This is a genomic window from Aerococcus viridans (assembly GCF_001543285.1).
Taxonomy (GTDB): domain Bacteria; phylum Bacillota; class Bacilli; order Lactobacillales; family Aerococcaceae; genus Aerococcus; species Aerococcus viridans.
The window spans coordinates 174,518-191,092 of record NZ_CP014164.1; the positions used below are offsets into that span (position 1 = coordinate 174,518).

15 protein-coding genes are annotated in these 16,575 nt (G+C 40.0%); 10 read left to right on the forward strand and 5 right to left on the reverse strand.

What is annotated here, in order from left to right; translation table 11 throughout:
* Positions 1–47: 47 nt before the first annotated feature.
* Entirely contained in the window at positions 48–3,071 is a 3,024-nt protein-coding gene (locus AWM76_RS00835) for a type I restriction endonuclease subunit R (RefSeq protein WP_039935337.1), read from the forward strand.
* 178 nt (positions 3,072–3,249) lie between these two features.
* Here AWM76_RS00835 and dhaL read toward each other — a convergent pair whose 3' ends face one another.
* The 3 genes from dhaL to dhaM form a co-directional block, all read right to left on the reverse strand.
* Positions 3,250–3,825, reverse strand: a complete 576-nt coding sequence (gene dhaL / locus AWM76_RS00840; RefSeq protein ID WP_003140767.1) for a dihydroxyacetone kinase subunit DhaL — start codon at positions 3,823–3,825, stop codon at positions 3,250–3,252.
* Between the two features lie 24 nt (positions 3,826–3,849).
* Positions 3,850–4,842, reverse strand: coding sequence for a dihydroxyacetone kinase subunit DhaK (gene dhaK / locus AWM76_RS00845; protein WP_003140768.1), 993 nt, complete (start codon positions 4,840–4,842; stop codon positions 3,850–3,852).
* A gap of 75 nt (positions 4,843–4,917) precedes the next feature.
* Positions 4,918–5,304: a dihydroxyacetone kinase phosphoryl donor subunit DhaM gene (gene dhaM, locus AWM76_RS00850; RefSeq protein ID WP_003140769.1), complete on the reverse strand. Its 387-nt coding sequence runs from the start codon at positions 5,302–5,304 to the stop codon at positions 4,918–4,920.
* A gap of 313 nt (positions 5,305–5,617) precedes the next feature.
* Between dhaM and AWM76_RS00855 the strand changes: the two genes are divergently transcribed.
* Entirely contained in the window at positions 5,618–6,802 is a 1,185-nt protein-coding gene (locus tag AWM76_RS00855) for a MalY/PatB family protein (protein WP_003140770.1), read from the forward strand.
* Positions 6,803–6,905: 103 nt separating this feature from the next.
* On the opposite strand, the gene AWM76_RS00860 is transcribed toward AWM76_RS00855, so the two are convergent.
* Positions 6,906–7,799, reverse strand: a complete 894-nt coding sequence (locus AWM76_RS00860) for a cation diffusion facilitator family transporter (RefSeq protein ID WP_003140771.1) — start codon at positions 7,797–7,799, stop codon at positions 6,906–6,908.
* Positions 7,800–8,046: 247 nt separating this feature from the next.
* On the opposite strand from AWM76_RS00860, the gene AWM76_RS00865 reads away from it, so the two are divergent.
* The 7 genes from AWM76_RS00865 to manA all read left to right on the forward strand — a co-directional run bounded on the left by AWM76_RS00865 (position 8,047) and on the right by manA (position 14,486).
* Entirely contained in the window at positions 8,047–8,421 is a 375-nt protein-coding gene (locus AWM76_RS00865) for a MerR family transcriptional regulator (RefSeq protein ID WP_003140773.1), read from the forward strand.
* A 102-nt stretch (positions 8,422–8,523) separates the two neighbouring features.
* Positions 8,524–9,744, forward strand: coding sequence for an LL-diaminopimelate aminotransferase (locus tag AWM76_RS00870; RefSeq protein WP_003140774.1), 1,221 nt, complete (start codon positions 8,524–8,526; stop codon positions 9,742–9,744).
* A 619-nt stretch (positions 9,745–10,363) separates the two neighbouring features.
* Complete coding sequence (locus AWM76_RS00875; protein WP_003140775.1) at positions 10,364–11,356, forward strand: mannose/fructose/sorbose PTS transporter subunit IIA; 993 nt, start codon at positions 10,364–10,366, stop codon at positions 11,354–11,356.
* A 19-nt stretch (positions 11,357–11,375) separates the two neighbouring features.
* The gene (locus AWM76_RS00880) at positions 11,376–12,185 is read left to right on the forward strand and encodes a mannose/fructose/sorbose family PTS transporter subunit IIC (protein WP_003140776.1); all 810 of its coding nucleotides are present in this window, start codon (positions 11,376–11,378) and stop codon (positions 12,183–12,185) included.
* A gap of 12 nt (positions 12,186–12,197) precedes the next feature.
* Positions 12,198–13,145, forward strand: a complete 948-nt coding sequence (locus AWM76_RS00885) for a PTS system mannose/fructose/sorbose family transporter subunit IID (RefSeq protein ID WP_003140778.1) — start codon at positions 12,198–12,200, stop codon at positions 13,143–13,145.
* Between the two features lies 1 nt (position 13,146).
* A complete protein-coding gene (locus tag AWM76_RS00890; protein ID WP_003140779.1) occupies positions 13,147–13,530 on the forward strand; it encodes a DUF956 family protein in 384 nt (127 codons plus the stop codon).
* A 5-nt stretch (positions 13,531–13,535) separates the two neighbouring features.
* Positions 13,536–14,486 carry a mannose-6-phosphate isomerase, class I gene (gene manA / locus AWM76_RS00895; protein WP_003140781.1) on the forward strand — a complete coding sequence of 317 codons (951 nt, stop codon included), beginning with the start codon at positions 13,536–13,538 and terminating at the stop codon, positions 14,484–14,486.
* 162 nt (positions 14,487–14,648) lie between these two features.
* On the opposite strand, the gene AWM76_RS00900 is transcribed toward manA, so the two are convergent.
* Entirely contained in the window at positions 14,649–15,440 is a 792-nt protein-coding gene (locus AWM76_RS00900; protein WP_039934523.1) for a formate/nitrite transporter family protein, read from the reverse strand.
* Between the two features lie 281 nt (positions 15,441–15,721).
* On the opposite strand from AWM76_RS00900, the gene AWM76_RS00905 reads away from it, so the two are divergent.
* Positions 15,722–16,213, forward strand: coding sequence for a cupin domain-containing protein (locus tag AWM76_RS00905; RefSeq protein WP_039934525.1), 492 nt, complete (start codon positions 15,722–15,724; stop codon positions 16,211–16,213).
* The last annotated feature ends 362 nt before the right edge of the window (positions 16,214–16,575 follow it).

Sequence of the window (16,575 nt, forward strand, 5' to 3'; positions counted from 1 at the left end):
ATGATAAAGGAGTGTGTGAAGTGAAAAGCTTTGAATTAGAGAGCGACATGGAAGATAAGTTGATTGACCAGTTAATCAATGGTGAATCGCAATGGACTTATCGACAAGATTTAAAAAACGAAGAAGATTTATGGGATAATTTCCGTAAAATTCTGACTCGTAATAATAAGGATAAATTGAATGACGTTCCGTTAACGGATACGAAGTTTGACCAAGTAAAAACGCAATTAAACTTTGGGTCATTTTATCGTGCTGCTGAATGGTTAAAAGGGGAAAATGGGATTGCACAAGTCCTTGTACAGCGTGAAGATGCGAAACTTGGCAAGGTTTCCTTAACGGTATTCAAATCACAAGATATTTCTGGTGGTATTTCTGTTTATGAAGTGATTAATCAATACGCGTCAAGTAAACGTGATGAACAAGACCGAAACCGCCGTTTTGATGTGACTTTATTGATTAATGGATTACCTTTAATTCAGATTGAATTAAAGAATCGTTCAGAAGGGTATATGGCAGCCTTTGAACAAATCAAGAAATACTCAAACGAAGGTAAATATACAGGTATCTTTTCCATGCTTCAAATGTTTGTGGTCACAAATGGGGTAGATACGAAGTATATCGCAGCTGCTGATGGCCAACATATTAATAAAGAGTTCTTAACTTCATGGGTAGATAAAAATAACAATAGAGTCAATAACTATTTAGGTTTTGCCAAAGAAGTGCTGTCTATTCCACAAGGTCATAAAATGATTACTGAGTTCTCTGTGTTAGATGCTGACCATAAAGCCATTATTTTACTTAGACCTTATCAAATTCATGCGATCTTAGCTGTAGAGCAAGCCGTAAGGCAACGTCAGTCTGGTTACGTGTGGCATACAACAGGTTCTGGTAAAACACTTACGTCTTATAAAGTGGCCAGAAACCTATTGAGAAGTCCTGCGTTAGATAAAACAATATTTATCGTAGACCGAATTGACCTTGACCAACAAACGGGTACTGCCTTTAAATCTTATGCAATGAATGACGTTGTAGAAGTGAATGATACGGATAACGTATCCGATTTGGTGCGAAAATTAACCGCTAATGATCGTGACTTAGTGATTACAACGATACAAAAATTAAATTATGTCATGAAACGTTATGGTGACAAAGAAGATAACCGTATCGCAAAGAAATTACGCAATTTAAACATAGGGTTCGTTGTAGATGAGTGTCACCGTGCTGTGACCCCTAAAAAACAACAAGAAATTACGAAGTTCTTCCCTAAATCCCTTTGGTATGGCTTTACTGGAACCCCAATATTTGCGGAAAATGCGAGAGATGAATTTGGGGATATGCCACGTACAACAGAAGAACAGTACGGCCCACGTCTACATGAATATACGGTAAAAGAAGCTATTCATGATAAAGCGGTACTCGGTTTCCAAGTTGAATATATTAATACACTTGAAAAGAATTCTATTGTAGATTATTTTGACCAATCAGGTATCGATATAGATGGGTTGAGTGAACACGAAATAGAAGCTAAATTACCTAGAGAAGCTTACGAAAATGATGAACACAAACTAAAAGTCATTGACCAAATCGTTAATTACTCAAGACATAAATTCAAACTCACTCGTGGGCCAGGGAACACCTATAGTGCGATTTTAACCACACGTTCTATTCCTGATGCACAACGATACTATGAGCTGTTTAATGAAGTAAAAGAAGGTAAATCAAGCGTTAAGATAAGTGAAAAAACAAAGAGTCTAGTATCAGACTTCCCGAAAGTAGCGGTGACTTATTCTTTAAACGAAACAGAAGAAACTTCTTTTGAACGTCAATCACAATATAAACAAATCATTCAAGATTATAATGAAACGTTCAACACACATTATGACCTAGAACAGGTTAGAGCTTTTAACCAAGACATTAATAATCGTTTAGCACGGAAAAAAGATATATACCGTACACGTAGTGAACAATTAGATATCGTGATTGTGGTTGATCGTCTATTAACTGGTTTCGATTCACCTTCAACAGCGATTTTATTCATGGATAGACCACCCGCAAAGCCGCACCATTTAATTCAAGCTTTCTCACGGACAAACCGTATCTACGACAAGGATAAACAATACGGCCAAATTATGACGTTCCAATATCCAATTCAGTATCAAGAAGCGGTCGAAAATGCCTTTATTTTATATTCTAACGGTGGAGAGAGCGCAATACAGGCGCCAGGGTGGAATGAGTCATACGGACGCTTCCAGGACGCTTATGAGCGTTTAATTTCTGTTGCGCCTAGCCCAGAGAGTATTGATATCAATGACGATGTTGATACCCTTAAACTCTTCGTGAAAGCTTATCAAGAATTTGATAAAAGCTTAGGGGCTATTCAAGTGTATTCAGAGTTTGATGAAGATGTGTTTGAACAACAATATGGCTTACGTCCTGAAGTAATAGAGTCCTACCATGGTAAGTATGAGAATGCCTTAGAAAAAATTAGAGAACAAATCGATGAAGATGAAGAAGATGACTTAACGATTGACTTCGATTATCAGTTGTCTGAAGTAGGGAAACAACAAATTGATTACGAGTACTTAATGCTGTTAATGCAAACGATCGTAAATGAACCGAATAGTCAAAATCGTATCAAACGTATTGTTGACGCTGAAGCCTACTTAACGAAATTTAAAGATAATAACCCTAAATTAGGTGAAATTATTGAAGATATCTTCTCTACTATTAAGGATGGCAATGAATTAACACAAGCAGAAAATACGCTTAATGTATCGAGTGAAATCGAAAAACGTATTGATGAGCGTGTCAGTGAATTGGTTCATGATTTATCGGAAAGTCTCTATGTCCAAGAAGATGATTTGCATTACTTAATCGAGAATTATAAACCAGAAAAAGCGGGTAAACAAACTGGAGAGAGTAACCTCCTTGAGAATATGGATAAAGACCGTTATCTAGAAGAAAATCGGAAGAAAGTGCAGAAGAAATTCAGAGTGAAAAAATTCGCTAAACAAGCGTATACCGATGTAATCGAAAGCGAAATACTCCCGTTAACGAACAAAAACTTCTAAAAATGAATAACAAAGAAGGGGCTGGGACAAAAGGTCTCTCAAAAAAATACACTCCCAAAACTATGAACTATTTTGTTCAGTAGTGGGAGTGTATTTTTCTATATCTTTATAAAAATAAACGAAAGTGGGACTACTTTTTTCGCAAAAAGTAGTTTTGTCCCAGCCTCTTCATTTAATTTTATGCTTGTGTCTTGATTAAGGCTTCAAATAAGTATTTACTTGATTCAGCTCCTGGATCAGGTTCACCAATAGACCGTTCCCCATAGTAGGAAGCACGACCTTTCGTCGCTTTAAGTTCAGTCGTTTTAGTGCTAGCTTCATCTAGTATTTCTTGATTTAGATTATTGGCTTTAAGGGCTTCAACAGCTGGATGCCACATATCAACCATCGTTTTTTCACCAGGTTCTGCTTTACCTCTTTGTTGAATTTTATCTAAACCAGCTGCAAAAATATCCGCGAGATTTTCTGAGTTTTTAGCCGTTGTTGCCATGGCTAGGAAGGCAGAACCATATAAAGGACCGGATGCACCACCAATCTTACTCATGAGGGTTTGCGCAACAGTCATAAACAGCGCTGATACATCTGCTGGTTGTTTGCTTTCCAAGGCTTCCTTAGTAGCAACTGCACCGCGCGCCATGTTATTACCGTGATCTCCATCACCAATTTTTTGGTCTAAATCAGATAGATAAGCTTTTTCTTCTATTAAGCGGTCAAACCATTGGTCTAACCAAGTTATTGTTTCATTTACATCCATACATGACATCCTCTCTTAACTAAATTATCCCCAAGCTGCAGTGTTTACCGGTGCTTGTAGGGCACTTACCCAGTCTGGGTCCTCAAGTTTCAGTAAGGTTAATGACGCCCCCTGCATTTCCAGTGAAGTCATCAGGTCTCCTACCTTAACAAAATCAACTTCTAGCCCTTCATCTGCCAACTGTCCTTGAATATCATTCCAGAATAGGTAAAGCTCCATTAACGGTGTACCGCCCATCCCATTGACCAATACGGCAAAATGATCTCCATTTGTCCAGTTGAATTCTTCTTTTAGCCTACCAATTAATTCCGCAGCCATTTCTTTTGCAGGCTTGATTTTCTCACGACGGTAACCAGGTTCCCCGTGGATCCCAATACCATATCCAAATTCATCATCTGCAATGTCAAAACCAGGTTTACCTACTTCAGGGACGGTTGCGGCTGTTAAAGCAAGGCCAATAGATTTAAGATTGTCGTTAACCTTTTCCGCAATAGCTTTTAAATCATTTAAAGATTTCCCTTGGTCTGCGTAGTAGCCGATGATTTTATGCATAAAGACTGTACCGGCAATGCCACGTCGGCCTGCGGTATAGGTAGAATCTTCCATAGCAATATCATCATCAACAATGATTGCAGCGGTTTCAATTCCTTCAGCTTCCGCAAATTCTTGAGCGATTTCAAAGTTCATCACATCTCCGGTATAGTTTTTGATGACTAAGAAGACACCAGCCCCATTATCAGCAGCTTTAATCCCTTCTAAAATTTGGTCTGGCGTTGGAGAAGTAAAGACTTCCCCAGAAATGGCTGCTGACAGCATCCCTTTACCGACAAATCCTGCATGACTTGGTTCATGGCCAGAGCCCCCACCAGAAACAATTCCAACGATATTTGGGGTTTCTGCTGTACGGTAGAGGACTTGAGTGTCTGGCACTTGAGCAAGAATATCTGCGTGCGCACTGGCTAAACCTTTGACCATTTGGCTGACAATATCACCGGGTTGGTTGATAATTTTTTTCATGAAAAAACCTCCTTAGGCATGGATAACATGGTTACAATCAATGACTTTAAATAAGATAAGCATGCGTTAAAACATTTAGCTTTGTTCTTTAATGGCTTCTAAAATTTGGTCTGGTGTACGGTTAATGGTTGATTGAACAGCACCCACATAAGCACCTTCTACAAGGGGGCCTTCAACTAAATGGACATGAGCTTTTAGGTCATCTTCCACGAAATCAAGCGCCGTTTCCGCCGATAAGACGGCTGATCCCATATCCGTGAAGATAAAAATTTCCTTATCCGTATTAGCAAAAATGGCCTCTGTGATCTTGCTGACGGACGTACCGATTTCACCGTCATCGGTCCCACCCGCAGCAATGACTGAAAAGGCATTGTTGTCATCGGGTACCATGGTTTCTAACAATTCTTTTAGACCCTCTGTGATGGTTTGGCTATGAGACACTAATATTAGTAAATTTGTCATATATGAAAAGCCTCCGTATGTAAGTTATCTAAAGTTATGTGTACACGCTTACATTATATCAAGAAAATGTTAAGACAACAAGCAAGAGCCATTGGGACTTAAATGAGATGTCATGATTAGTGAGTAAGACTTCGGACTATACTTTCCTAGCATTGCGCTGAAGAGTTGGACTAGCGGTGGACTAGAATTATTCAAGGTTTTGATAGATTAAAACGATTACCTTTAAGCGATTGTCCCTTGAATCAAAGTTCTATTAGATATGATAGAATGAGAATATCAAGACAAGGGTAGACAAATTATAGGAGGCACAAGTATGGTTGATATTTTAAAAGATTACAGTCCAGACCGTTCAAATACAAAAGCAATGAAATGGCATGATTTAGAGACAGTTTTTGGGGACAAAGACTTATTGCCGATTTGGATTGCGGATATGGATTTTGCGCCAGCAAAAGAAGTGACGGCAGCCATTCAATCTTTTGTGGATGACCAATACTTTGGCTATTATTCAGTGCCAGATTCTTATTACCAATCAATGATTGATTGGTCAAATGATCATTTCCAATATAAAACAAAGGCTGAATGGTACCGGTTTGCACCAGGTGTATGTACGGGTATTGCCTTTGCCTTACATGCGTATACCAATGAAGGGGACAATATTTTAATTCAAAACCCCGTTTACAATCCCTTCCGTACGGTTATTGAAGAAGCTAATCGGACTTTAGTGATGCAAGATTTATTGGGCAATGAACAAGAAGGGTACACAATTGATTTTGACGCTTTGGAGAGTGCCTTCAAAGATGACGATATCAAGGTTTTCTTATTCTGTTCACCGCAAAACCCAACTGGTCGCGTTTGGCATCGTGATGAATTGGCTAAAGTAGTGGCTTTATGTAAGCAATACGATGTCTTATTATTCTCTGATGAAATCCACCGTGATTTGATTATGCCAGGACATGAGCATATTGCTATTGGAAATATTGACCCAGATTTTGACAATTATGTCCTTTTCGCCTCGCCATCAAAAACCTTTAACTTAGCTGGTTTTAACCATTCATTTATGGTAGTGCCACGGGCTGATTTAAGAGAAAAATTGGATACGTTCTTACATGCGATTCATGTGACTGGCGGGCAACCTGCTGGTTATATCGCGTCAGAAGCGGCTTATACCTACGGGTCGGAATGGGTTGAGAGTGTCAACCAAGTGATTTGGGACAATTACCAATTACTTAAAACAACAGTCCAAACAGCCTTGCCAAAAGTTCAATTCTCAGACTTACAAGGGACTTACCTTGCTTGGCTTGATCTAGGGGCTTATGTGAAAAATGCAGACCTGAAAGAAGTGGTTCAAGACCGTGCCCGTTTAGGTGTCAATTATGGGACTACTTACTGGCCAACTAGACCAGAAGATACCCATATCCGGATTAATCTAGCGACTAAAACAGAGATCATTGAAACAGCTGCAAATAATTTAGTTAAAGCTATTCAAGAGTGGCAATAGTCTGCCGTGACACTAGTCAGTCGTAGAAATAGTCAATATACTTAAAAAGACCTGCTTCTCATGTTGAGCGTGGCAGGTCTTTGTTGTAAGTATATTTAATGGATTAGTTTTCTTGGTAGGGTTCGACATGGACGTCGATGGCGGTGACATCTTCTGTTTGTTGTAAGGCAGATTCTACTTTTTCAGTGATAGCATGACCCGCTTGAACAGATATTTCTGGGTCTACTAAGATGGTGATGTCGATATAGACATTGGCCCCGTAATTACGGCAGCGGATATCAGAAATTGCGCGCACGCCAGGCACCATGCGAACTATTTTCCGGTAGTTATCTAAGTCTTCTTGGGGGAAACCGTCTGATAGGGAAAAGGCGGATTCTTTGAAGATGTCATATCCTGATTTGATAATGATTAAGCCAACGACAATAGCCATAGCGCCATCTAGCCAAAGGATACCGGTACGACTTAGGACGACCGATAAGGCAGTTGCGAAAGAGGTCAGGGCATCGGATAAATTGTCCTTTGCAGAAGCTTTAAGACTTGGACTATTGAGTTTCTTGCCAAGACGGTTGTTGTACCAATAAACGCCGGACATAATGACCCCAGAAGACAAGCCGACAACCGCATTAATGGGTGTTGGAGCTGCGTATGCTTGGTTGATTAAGGCCGTAGTTGAATCAATGGTCACCGTAATCCCAATATAGAAAATCACGAAGGACATAATCAGAGTAGTAATGGTTTCAATTTTATAATGACCATAACGGTGGTTTTGATCAGCTGGGCGTTGGGATAGGATCATGCCCACTAGTAGGGCGATTGACGCAAATGAATCGGTAAAGTTATTCAAACCATCCGCAAAGACCGCATCTGAGTCAAAGCTATAGCCGACAAGGAGTTTGGCGGTCGAGATGATGACGTAAGTGACGATACTGAGATAAATGCCGCGCCTGGCTATTTGTGGGTTGGTGTTGCTTGGTGTCATGTTAGGTTCATTTTCCATGTGAAAACCGCTCCTTTAAATTGAATTGATAAGGGGTAAAACTTGCCAATCTGGAAAAAAGCAATTCTTTCCATTATAGCGACTGGCCATACACTTTGCAAGGTAGTTCATCTAGAAATGACACCTCTTTTTTACAAAAAATTGTCTGAATTCTCACAGAATTTCAATAAAATATGATTGACTTAAAATGTCAAGTAATATAACATGAGATTAAAATACAATTAAAAAAGAATGAAGGTGAGTTGACATGAAGGAAAAAGAGCTACGACGTACGCTAGCTGTTTTCCCAATTGGGACAGTTGTACAGCTAACAGATTTGACACCGAGACAGGTGCGTTATTACGAAGAACAGAAGTTAATTAAACCAAAACGTTCAGAAACAAATCGCCGCATGTACTCTTTAAATGATGTCGATCGATTATTAGAAATCAAAGACTATTTAAATGAGGGTATGAGCATCCAAGCGATTTATAATACATATAACCGTCAACACACGCAGCCTAAAGTGGCAGATACCAAGCAGCTGACCGACGAAGATGTTCGCCGCATTCTATATAATGAAATCTTGAACCAAGGTGGTTTCAGAAACGCTGGCGCTGACCAAGACTATCCATTGCGCTAGATGCGACAACATTCGTTACGGCTCTCATACCTTAAAAAATGAAAGTGACTAAAAAGCAGTATAGTAACTAAAAAGTAGCATATCTAGTAGAGGAGATTTTCTATGAACCAAATTAATAAAGATTATCAACGATTACCAGGCTCTTATTTATTCGCAGAAGTAAAACGTCGCCAAGAGGCTTATGAAAAAGCACATCCAGACCAAAATGTGATCCGTTTAGGTGTTGGGGACGTCACTTTACCTCTAGCACCAGCAGTCATCGAGGCCTTACATAAGGCCGTAGACGAACAAGCGGATGCTTCTACCTTTAAAGGTTATGCGCCAGACCACGGTTACGACTTCTTACGTGAAGCCATCCAAAAAAATGACTTTGCAGCACGTGGTGCAGATGTGAAAGTGGATGAAATCGTTATTTCTGACGGTGCCAAATCAGATTCTTCAAACATTCAAGAAATCTTTGGCCCAGACATCAAAATCGCTGTTGGTGACCCTGTTTACCCAGTTTACATCGATTCAAACATCATGGCTGGTCGCGGTGGTGACTACAACGAAGAAACGGGTAAATGGTCGGACTTGGTTTACTTATCAGCTACTGCGGAAAATGACTTTAAACCTGCGCTACCTGAGGAGCCAGTTGACTTAGTATACCTTTGCTACCCTAACAATCCTACAGGGACAACTTTAAACACAGCTGACCTACAAAAATGGGTAGACTGGGCTAACGAAAATGATGCGATCTTAATCTTCGACTCAGCTTACGAGTCATTCATTACTGAAGAAGACGTGCCACATTCAATTTTTGAATTACCAGGTTCACGTACTTGCGCTATTGAAATCCGTTCATTCTCAAAACGTGCCGGCTTTACTGGTTTGCGTTTAGGGGCTACGATCATCCCTCAAGAGTTAGAAATCGATGGCGTATCCCTATTAGACTTATGGAAACGTCGTATTTCAACGAAATTCAACGGTGCACCTTACATTGTACAACGTGCTGGTGAAGCAAGTTACTCTGAAGAAGGTAAAGCGCAAATCGAAGAAATATTAGCTTACTACCGCCGCAATGCCATCCTGATTAAAGAAGGTTTGGAAGAGGCTGGCTATGAAGTTTTCGGTGGTGTCAATGCGCCTTACGTTTGGTTGAAAACACCAGCAGGCATGGACTCATGGGACTTCTTCGATTTCCTATTAGAAAATGCACAAATCGTTGGGACACCAGGTGTTGGTTTCGGTCCTTCAGGTGCCGGGTACTTCCGATTAACAGCCTTCAATACCTATGAAAAAACAGCAGAAGCTGTTGAACGTATCAAGGCTTTAAACAAATAGTTAAACAATCGAAAAGGGTAGGACCTCGGTTCTGCTCTTTTTGTTTGCACAAATTTAATCGAAATCATGCTGTTTTTTCCTCAAAACCAATGCGTGATCTGTTATCGCTCAAGAGTTTGATGGCACCAAATTAGAAGTCCAAGTGCCGATTGAAGACGTTTGGTCAGCGGAATAAGTCGTCGATGTGTCAAGAAAGGTGTCATCTTTTCTGTCATCACTGAAGGGTAAAACGACTTTTTTGGTTAAATGTAATATTATTTTATACAAATAATTGATTATATGCAAAGTACAGAATCTATACAAAATCTGATTTTACGCGTTTTTTATGTATATGAGAAAACTTTAATTTTTCGATTAAAGATAATTTTGCAATCTTAATAACTTATATAATATGTTAGGCGAAGCATTGATTTAACAGTATTTAAAACCATTTTGTTAGCGAAAGGGTATATTTAATAATTTTAAAGTATAGTCATATGCAAACTTTTGCAAAGAATTGACGGATTTTGATAAAATCCGCTAGTTTTCAAAGTATTTTGTGATTGTATTTGGTAGATTTTACTTATATACTTGAAAACGGATACAAGTGTCCAAATTTTATTTAGGGAGGTTTAATAGGATGATAGGAATTATTTTAGCGAGTCACGGTAAGTTCGCTGAAGGTATTAAACAATCTGCTGAGATGATTTTCGGAGAACAAGAAAATCTGCAGGCAGTAACCTTTATGCCTGAAGAAGGACCAGATGATTTACGTGCCCATCTTTTAGAAGCAGTCGAATCTTTCGATGATACGTTACAAATTCTATTTTTAGTTGATTTGTGGGGAGGTTCACCATTCAACCAGGCCAATGCAATTCACGAAGAAATGCCAGAACGCACAGCAATTGTAAGTGGGTTAAATCTACCAATGCTCTTAGAAGCTTTGGGTCAACGATTTGGTTCTGACCAAGTGGCAGATGTTGCTAAACACATTTTGACAAGAGACGTGTCAGGTATTCGTGTAAAACCTGAAGCACTTGGGGAAGGCATTGACGCCCCAGCAGCTGCAGCTAGCGAAGGTAGTCAAGAAGAGGAACAAGTTGGTACCTTAAAACCTGGTACTGTATTAGGTGATGGGAAGATTAAGTATGTCCTAGCACGCGTGGATACCCGTTTATTACACGGTCAAGTAGCCACTGGTTGGGTGAAATCAGTTAACCCTAACCGTATTATCGTTGTATCGGACAAGGTAGCCCAAGATGACATGCGTAAATCATTGATTCAACAAGCAGCGCCAACAGGTGTTCGTGCCAACACAATTCCAGTATCTAAATTAGCGGAAATTGATAAAGACCCACGTTTTGGTAATACAAAGGCATTATTATTATTTGAAACTCCACAAGACGTATTAGCAGCAATCGAAGCTGGTGTAGATATCAAGGAAGTAAACTTAGGTTCAATGGCGCATTCTAAAGGGAAAACAATGATTTCAAGATCATTGTCAGTAGACGAGGAAGATGTAGCGACTTTACAAAAATTAAAAGACCTTGGGGTTAAATTTGATGTACGTAAAGTCCCTGCAGACTCAGACGAAAACTTAGATAAACTGTTGAAAAATCATAACTTGATTTAAAAGGGAGGTCGACAGAAAAATGGATATTTCAATTTTTGCAGCTATAGCTATTAGTGTTATTGCATTATTCGCTGGTTTTGAAAGTGTGTTGGACTCATTCCAATTACACCAACCAATTCTTGTTTGTACATTAATTGGTCTGGCAACAGGAAACTTAACTGAAGGACTACTATTAGGTGGTCAATTACAATTAATCGCTTTAGGTTGGATGAACATCGGGGCAGCGCAAGCGCCAGATGCGGCCTTAGCAGGTGTAATCGCGGGTATCTTAGTATTAACTAAAGGTGCTTCTGTAAGCGAAGGTATTGCCATTGCAGTGCCTTTAGCAATCGCTGGTCAAGTATTAACAATCTTCGTTCGTACAATGACAGTAGGTTTGGCACATTACGCGGATGCTCAAGCGGAAAAAGGCTCTATTCGTGGAGTTGAATCTGCCAATATGCTGGCTTTAGGTCTTCAAGGTTTACGTGTAATGATTCCAGCAATCGCTACATTAGCTTTACCAGCTTCAGCTGTACAAGGCGCTTTAGCAGCCATTCCAGACTGGATCACAGGTGGTTTAGCTGTTGGTGGTGGTATGATCGTTGCTGTAGGTTACGCAATGGTTATCAATATGATGGCAACCAAAACAACATGGCCATTCTTCTTTATCGGTTTTGCTTTAGCAGCCGTTACAGAATTGAACTTAGTGGCAATGGGTATTATCGGTTTGGCCTTAGCACTTATCTACATTGAATTGTCTCCACAATTTAATGGCGGTGGCGGTTCAGGATCTGGTGGTTCAGGTTCAGTTGATGCCCAGTTAGACGCCATTTTAGAAGACTATTAAGGAGGGGTAGACATGACTGAAGAAGTAACAAACCGCGTAACATTATCAAAACGAGACCGGATGGTCGCAAACTGGCGATTAACTTTCGTTCAAGCTTCATGGAACTACGAGCGTATGCATAACGTTGGTTGGGCTTATGTATTAGCCCCAGCAATCAAAAAATTATATACAAGTAAAGAAGACCGTACGGCAGCTTTACAACGTCACTTGGAATTCATCAACTCTCACCCATACGTTGAGGCACCAATTTTAGGTGTAACCTTAGCCATGGAAGAAGAGAAAGCAAATGGTACAGTCATTGAAGACCAAGCTATCCAAGGGGTTAAAGTTGGTATGATGGGTCCTCTTGCTGGTGTGGGTGACCCAATCTTCTGGGGTACGTTACGTCCAGTAATCGGTGCCTTCGCTGCATCGCTTGCCCTAAGCCAATCCATCTTAGGACCAATCTTATTCTTCGTACTTTGGAACGTCATTCGTGTAGCCTTCACTTGGTATACACAAGAATTAGGTTACCGCGCAGGTTCTGAAATCACAAAAGACTTGTCTGGTGGTATCATTCAAAAAATCACTGTTGGGGCATCTATCTTAGGGATGTTCGTTATGGGAGTATTGGTACCTCGTTGGACAACCATGAACTTCCCAGCAGTTATCTCTGAAGTAACAAACCAAGAAGACGCTATTGTAAACTTTGACGGTTTAGTTGAAGCAGCTAACAACAGCAATGTAACAGCTGACAGCTTCCGTGATGTGATTAACCAAATTTCATCAGGTCAATTAGTAAATACAACAACTGCCACATCATTAGGTGATGTATTCAACCAATTATTACCTGGTATGATGCCATTACTATTAACATTAGCATGTATGTACCTATTAAAACGTAAAGTGAGCGCAACTACCTTGATCTTCTCTATCTTTGTGATCGGTATCGTGCTTTATGTACTAGGTATCATGGGTTAAGATGGTAGCACAATTAAATACAGAAGTAACGTTCGTCTCCAAAGCGAATGCGATGATCAACCCTATCGACCCTAAGTCAGGATTACTGATGGTGGGCGATAAAGGTGTCGAATTTCGCGAGGAGAACGGACCAGGCTTCATTCAAATTCCATGGGTTAACATTACACGCATCCGCGTGCAAATGTTCTTCAAAGGACGTTACGTCCGCGGCTTCTACTTTGAAACCGATGAAGGCCAACTCCTGGAATTTGTTGTCGATGAAGCTAAAGATAGTCTTCGGGCAATGCGCAAGTACCTGCCCCGAGAAAAATTCGTCGCACAACAAAGTAACCTAGCTAACTTATTCAAAAACCCCTTTAAACGAGGGAAAAAAGACAAGGAGTAGTGACGATGCAAGAACCCATATTCTTAAAAGCCTACCTGGAAGAAAAAATCTGGGGTGGACAAAAATTACGCAGTCAATTTAATCTAGACATCCCTTCAGACCAGACGGGAGAAGCGTGGGTCATTTCAGGACATGAACATGGGCAATCTATCGTGACGTCACCTGAATCCCTTGCCGGCTTAAGTCTATCTGACTTGTACCAAAAGCACCCAGAAATCTTCTTGGGAGAAGCGGCTGACCGTTTTCCATTATTAATCAAAATAATTGATGCCAAGGAAGACTTGTCCGTCCAAGTGCACCCGGATGACGCCTATGGACTAGCCCATGAAAATGACCTTGGGAAGACGGAGTGTTGGTATATTATGGACGCGGATCCAGGTGCCTACCTGATTTACGGCCACAATGCCCAAAATAAAGAACAGTTCCTAGAAATGATCGAAGAGAACGAGTGGGACCAACTGTTACGTAAAGTGCCCGTTCATGCCGGTGATTTCTTCGCCGTGCCAGCAGGGACTATCCATGCTATCGGTGGCGGCGTATTAATCCTCGAAACCCAACAAAGTTCTAACACCACCTACCGGGTTTATGACTACGGACGCAAGGACGCCAATGGCCAGGAACGTGACCTACACATCCAACAATCAGCGGATGTCACCATGTTCCCCCACAAGGATACTCTAGCAACCGGGCATACAACTGAACTACCGGGTGGCTCAATCCAAGAATTTTGGACCAATGAATACTTCTCCGTGGCAAAATGGACAATCGAGGATATCTTGCATATCAACTTATCCGACAAGTACCAATTGTGTACAGTCCTTGATGGCCAAGGACAAATCACTGTTGGCGACAAGACTTGGGACGTGAAAGCAGCAGACGCCTTTATCCTACCAAGTGACCTTAGAGAAGTCACACTCACTGGGCAATTCAGTTTGATGGTAGCAGAAGAAGCGTAAATGGCTAGCGGTTGTTCAATCTGTTGACCGAATAAGAACCATAAAAATAGACCAAGGGGACATCAAAGCAGATGCAACCCCTTGGTCTATTATTTTTTTAGGATATTCTATGTAAATCGCGCGGCATTCTTTATACTTTTCTGGATACCTCATCACCTGGACCTAGTCGAGATATCCTGTCTCTACACTATTTAGGAAGCTATACCCTAGCCCCATGATAACACCGCCACCTACTAGATTGCCCATAAAGGCGAAGATCCAATTAATCAACACGGCCATTATATCCATGTTATTACCTGAGAAGAAAGCGATACTCATTAGCGAGAAATTCGCAATAATATGTTCTAACCCACCATAAACAAATAGGAAAATAACGGCGATGATAAATAGTAGGCGGCCAATATCATCTTTCATTTTCATCTGCCCCATAATGGTGATATTGACGAAGATATTTGCGAGAATCCCGTCTATGAATAAGGTCCAAATGTCTTTATCCAATTTCGCATTAATCATGGTCATGATTGCAGAATCAGCATTAAAATAATGTGCGATACTAGAATGCCCAATGAGTATACCAACAATAGCAGCCCCTAGTAGGTTCATGCATGTGCAAATAAAGATAATAGTTAATGCTTTTGACCAAGAAATTTTCCGGCGATGAGCACCCGTGAACAAATACATCATATTTGAAGTAGCCAATTCACCGTTTAAATAAACAATCATGGCTAAACCGATTGGAAATATGAGGGCGTAGCTGATTTTACCTAGAGCGGGATAGTCTACAGAAAGGACATCCCAAACCAAAATACCAATGGCGGTTGGTAGGGTTAAGAATATACCCGCATAAATCGCTCGTAACAAGTATCTAATCTTTGATTGGGCAAAAAGGGCATCCTTTTTGGCAACGGCACCATCGATTGTATCCATGAAAGTTGAAACATTTTTCTCGCTCATACCTTGTCTCCTTGCAATTATTTTTAACATAGTCCATCATTTTTCTGACTTGGTCAGCATACTATAAAATAGCGATTAATATGATTAGAATTGGTATATCTACCTTTTTAACCTGATAAAAAATAGACTGTTTGATAATTTTTTCACAATATCGCGGAATTTTATGCTTGATTGTTCTATTTAGAACTGAAGCATTTTTCACACTCATATCAAAAAAACCGTGCAAAAAACTGACAAAGACTATACTATTAAGACAAACACATACTCTGGAGGTGAAGACGATGAAAGATAAATCAATTTGGATTGATCAATTTAAAATGGAAGGACACGAAGAGGGTGGCTTTTTCTACCAAGTGATGAAATCTGACCAACGTATCCAATTAGAAGAACAGCCAGAAAGAGCCTTATATACCAGCATCTATTTCCTATTAACCTCAACAAATGTGTCACGATTCCACCGTTTAACAGCGGATGAAGTTTGGTATTATCACTATGGTAGTCCACTGACTGTGCATATGATTACCCCTGAAGGAGAATACCAGCAAATTACCCTGGGTACAGACGTTGAAAACGGCCAAGTATTACAAGCCGTTGTGCCTAAAAATACGATTTTCGGGTCAAGTGTTGAAGAATTGGATAGCTATTCACTAGCATCATGCATGGTTAGTCCAGGATTTGAATACGATGACTTTGAACTATTCAAACGATCAGATTTACTGAATCAATATCCAGATTATGCGGATATTATTCACCGACTAACCCTAGAAGACTAGGATTTCTGGTCTGCTTAAGAGATTCGTAACTTATTCATCACAAAATCAACACAATTTTGATTGAGATTTTCACTAAATCTTCAAAGGTATCGCTTATTATATAAGCATACCCAATAAAGAAACCAAACTTTTCTTCATAAATCTTTCTCCTCCCAAAACGAAAGATGACAAAAAACCAGCTGACTCCCAACGGCTGGTTTTTTAATGCCCATATTTGAAAATAGACATAGAAATATTTTTGGCAATACAAACTATTTTATAGACCATAGGTGAATAAGCTTAAGCAAAGACTACATTTTATATTCAATAATCTTGAAGATCCTTATTTATGGATTATTATTTATTGAGAAATTCCAAGTCAT

What these genes read in the sequence shown, in the direction of transcription:
- AWM76_RS00870 (WP_003140774.1), top strand. Translation starts at nt 8,524, where the DNA reads ATGAACCAAATTAATAAAGATTATCAACGATTACCAGGCTCTTATTTA.
- AWM76_RS00875 (WP_003140775.1), top strand. Translation starts at nt 10,364, where the DNA reads ATGATAGGAATTATTTTAGCGAGTCACGGTAAGTTCGCTGAAGGTATT.
- manA (WP_003140781.1), top strand. Translation starts at nt 13,536, where the DNA reads ATGCAAGAACCCATATTCTTAAAAGCCTACCTGGAAGAAAAAATCTGG.
- AWM76_RS00865 (WP_003140773.1), top strand. Translation starts at nt 8,047, where the DNA reads ATGAAGGAAAAAGAGCTACGACGTACGCTAGCTGTTTTCCCAATTGGG.
- AWM76_RS00860 (WP_003140771.1), bottom strand. Translation starts at nt 7,799, where the DNA reads ATGGAAAATGAACCTAACATGACACCAAGCAACACCAACCCACAAATA.
- dhaM (WP_003140769.1), bottom strand. Translation starts at nt 5,304, where the DNA reads ATGACAAATTTACTAATATTAGTGTCTCATAGCCAAACCATCACAGAG.
- AWM76_RS00885 (WP_003140778.1), top strand. Translation starts at nt 12,198, where the DNA reads ATGACTGAAGAAGTAACAAACCGCGTAACATTATCAAAACGAGACCGG.
- dhaL (WP_003140767.1), bottom strand. Translation starts at nt 3,825, where the DNA reads ATGGATGTAAATGAAACAATAACTTGGTTAGACCAATGGTTTGACCGC.
- AWM76_RS00855 (WP_003140770.1), top strand. Translation starts at nt 5,618, where the DNA reads ATGGTTGATATTTTAAAAGATTACAGTCCAGACCGTTCAAATACAAAA.
- AWM76_RS00890 (WP_003140779.1), top strand. Translation starts at nt 13,147, where the DNA reads ATGGTAGCACAATTAAATACAGAAGTAACGTTCGTCTCCAAAGCGAAT.
- dhaK (WP_003140768.1), bottom strand. Translation starts at nt 4,842, where the DNA reads ATGAAAAAAATTATCAACCAACCCGGTGATATTGTCAGCCAAATGGTC.
- AWM76_RS00880 (WP_003140776.1), top strand. Translation starts at nt 11,376, where the DNA reads ATGGATATTTCAATTTTTGCAGCTATAGCTATTAGTGTTATTGCATTA.
- AWM76_RS00900 (WP_039934523.1), bottom strand. Translation starts at nt 15,440, where the DNA reads ATGAGCGAGAAAAATGTTTCAACTTTCATGGATACAATCGATGGTGCC.
- AWM76_RS00835 (WP_039935337.1), top strand. Translation starts at nt 48, where the DNA reads ATGGAAGATAAGTTGATTGACCAGTTAATCAATGGTGAATCGCAATGG.
- AWM76_RS00905 (WP_039934525.1), top strand. Translation starts at nt 15,722, where the DNA reads ATGAAAGATAAATCAATTTGGATTGATCAATTTAAAATGGAAGGACAC.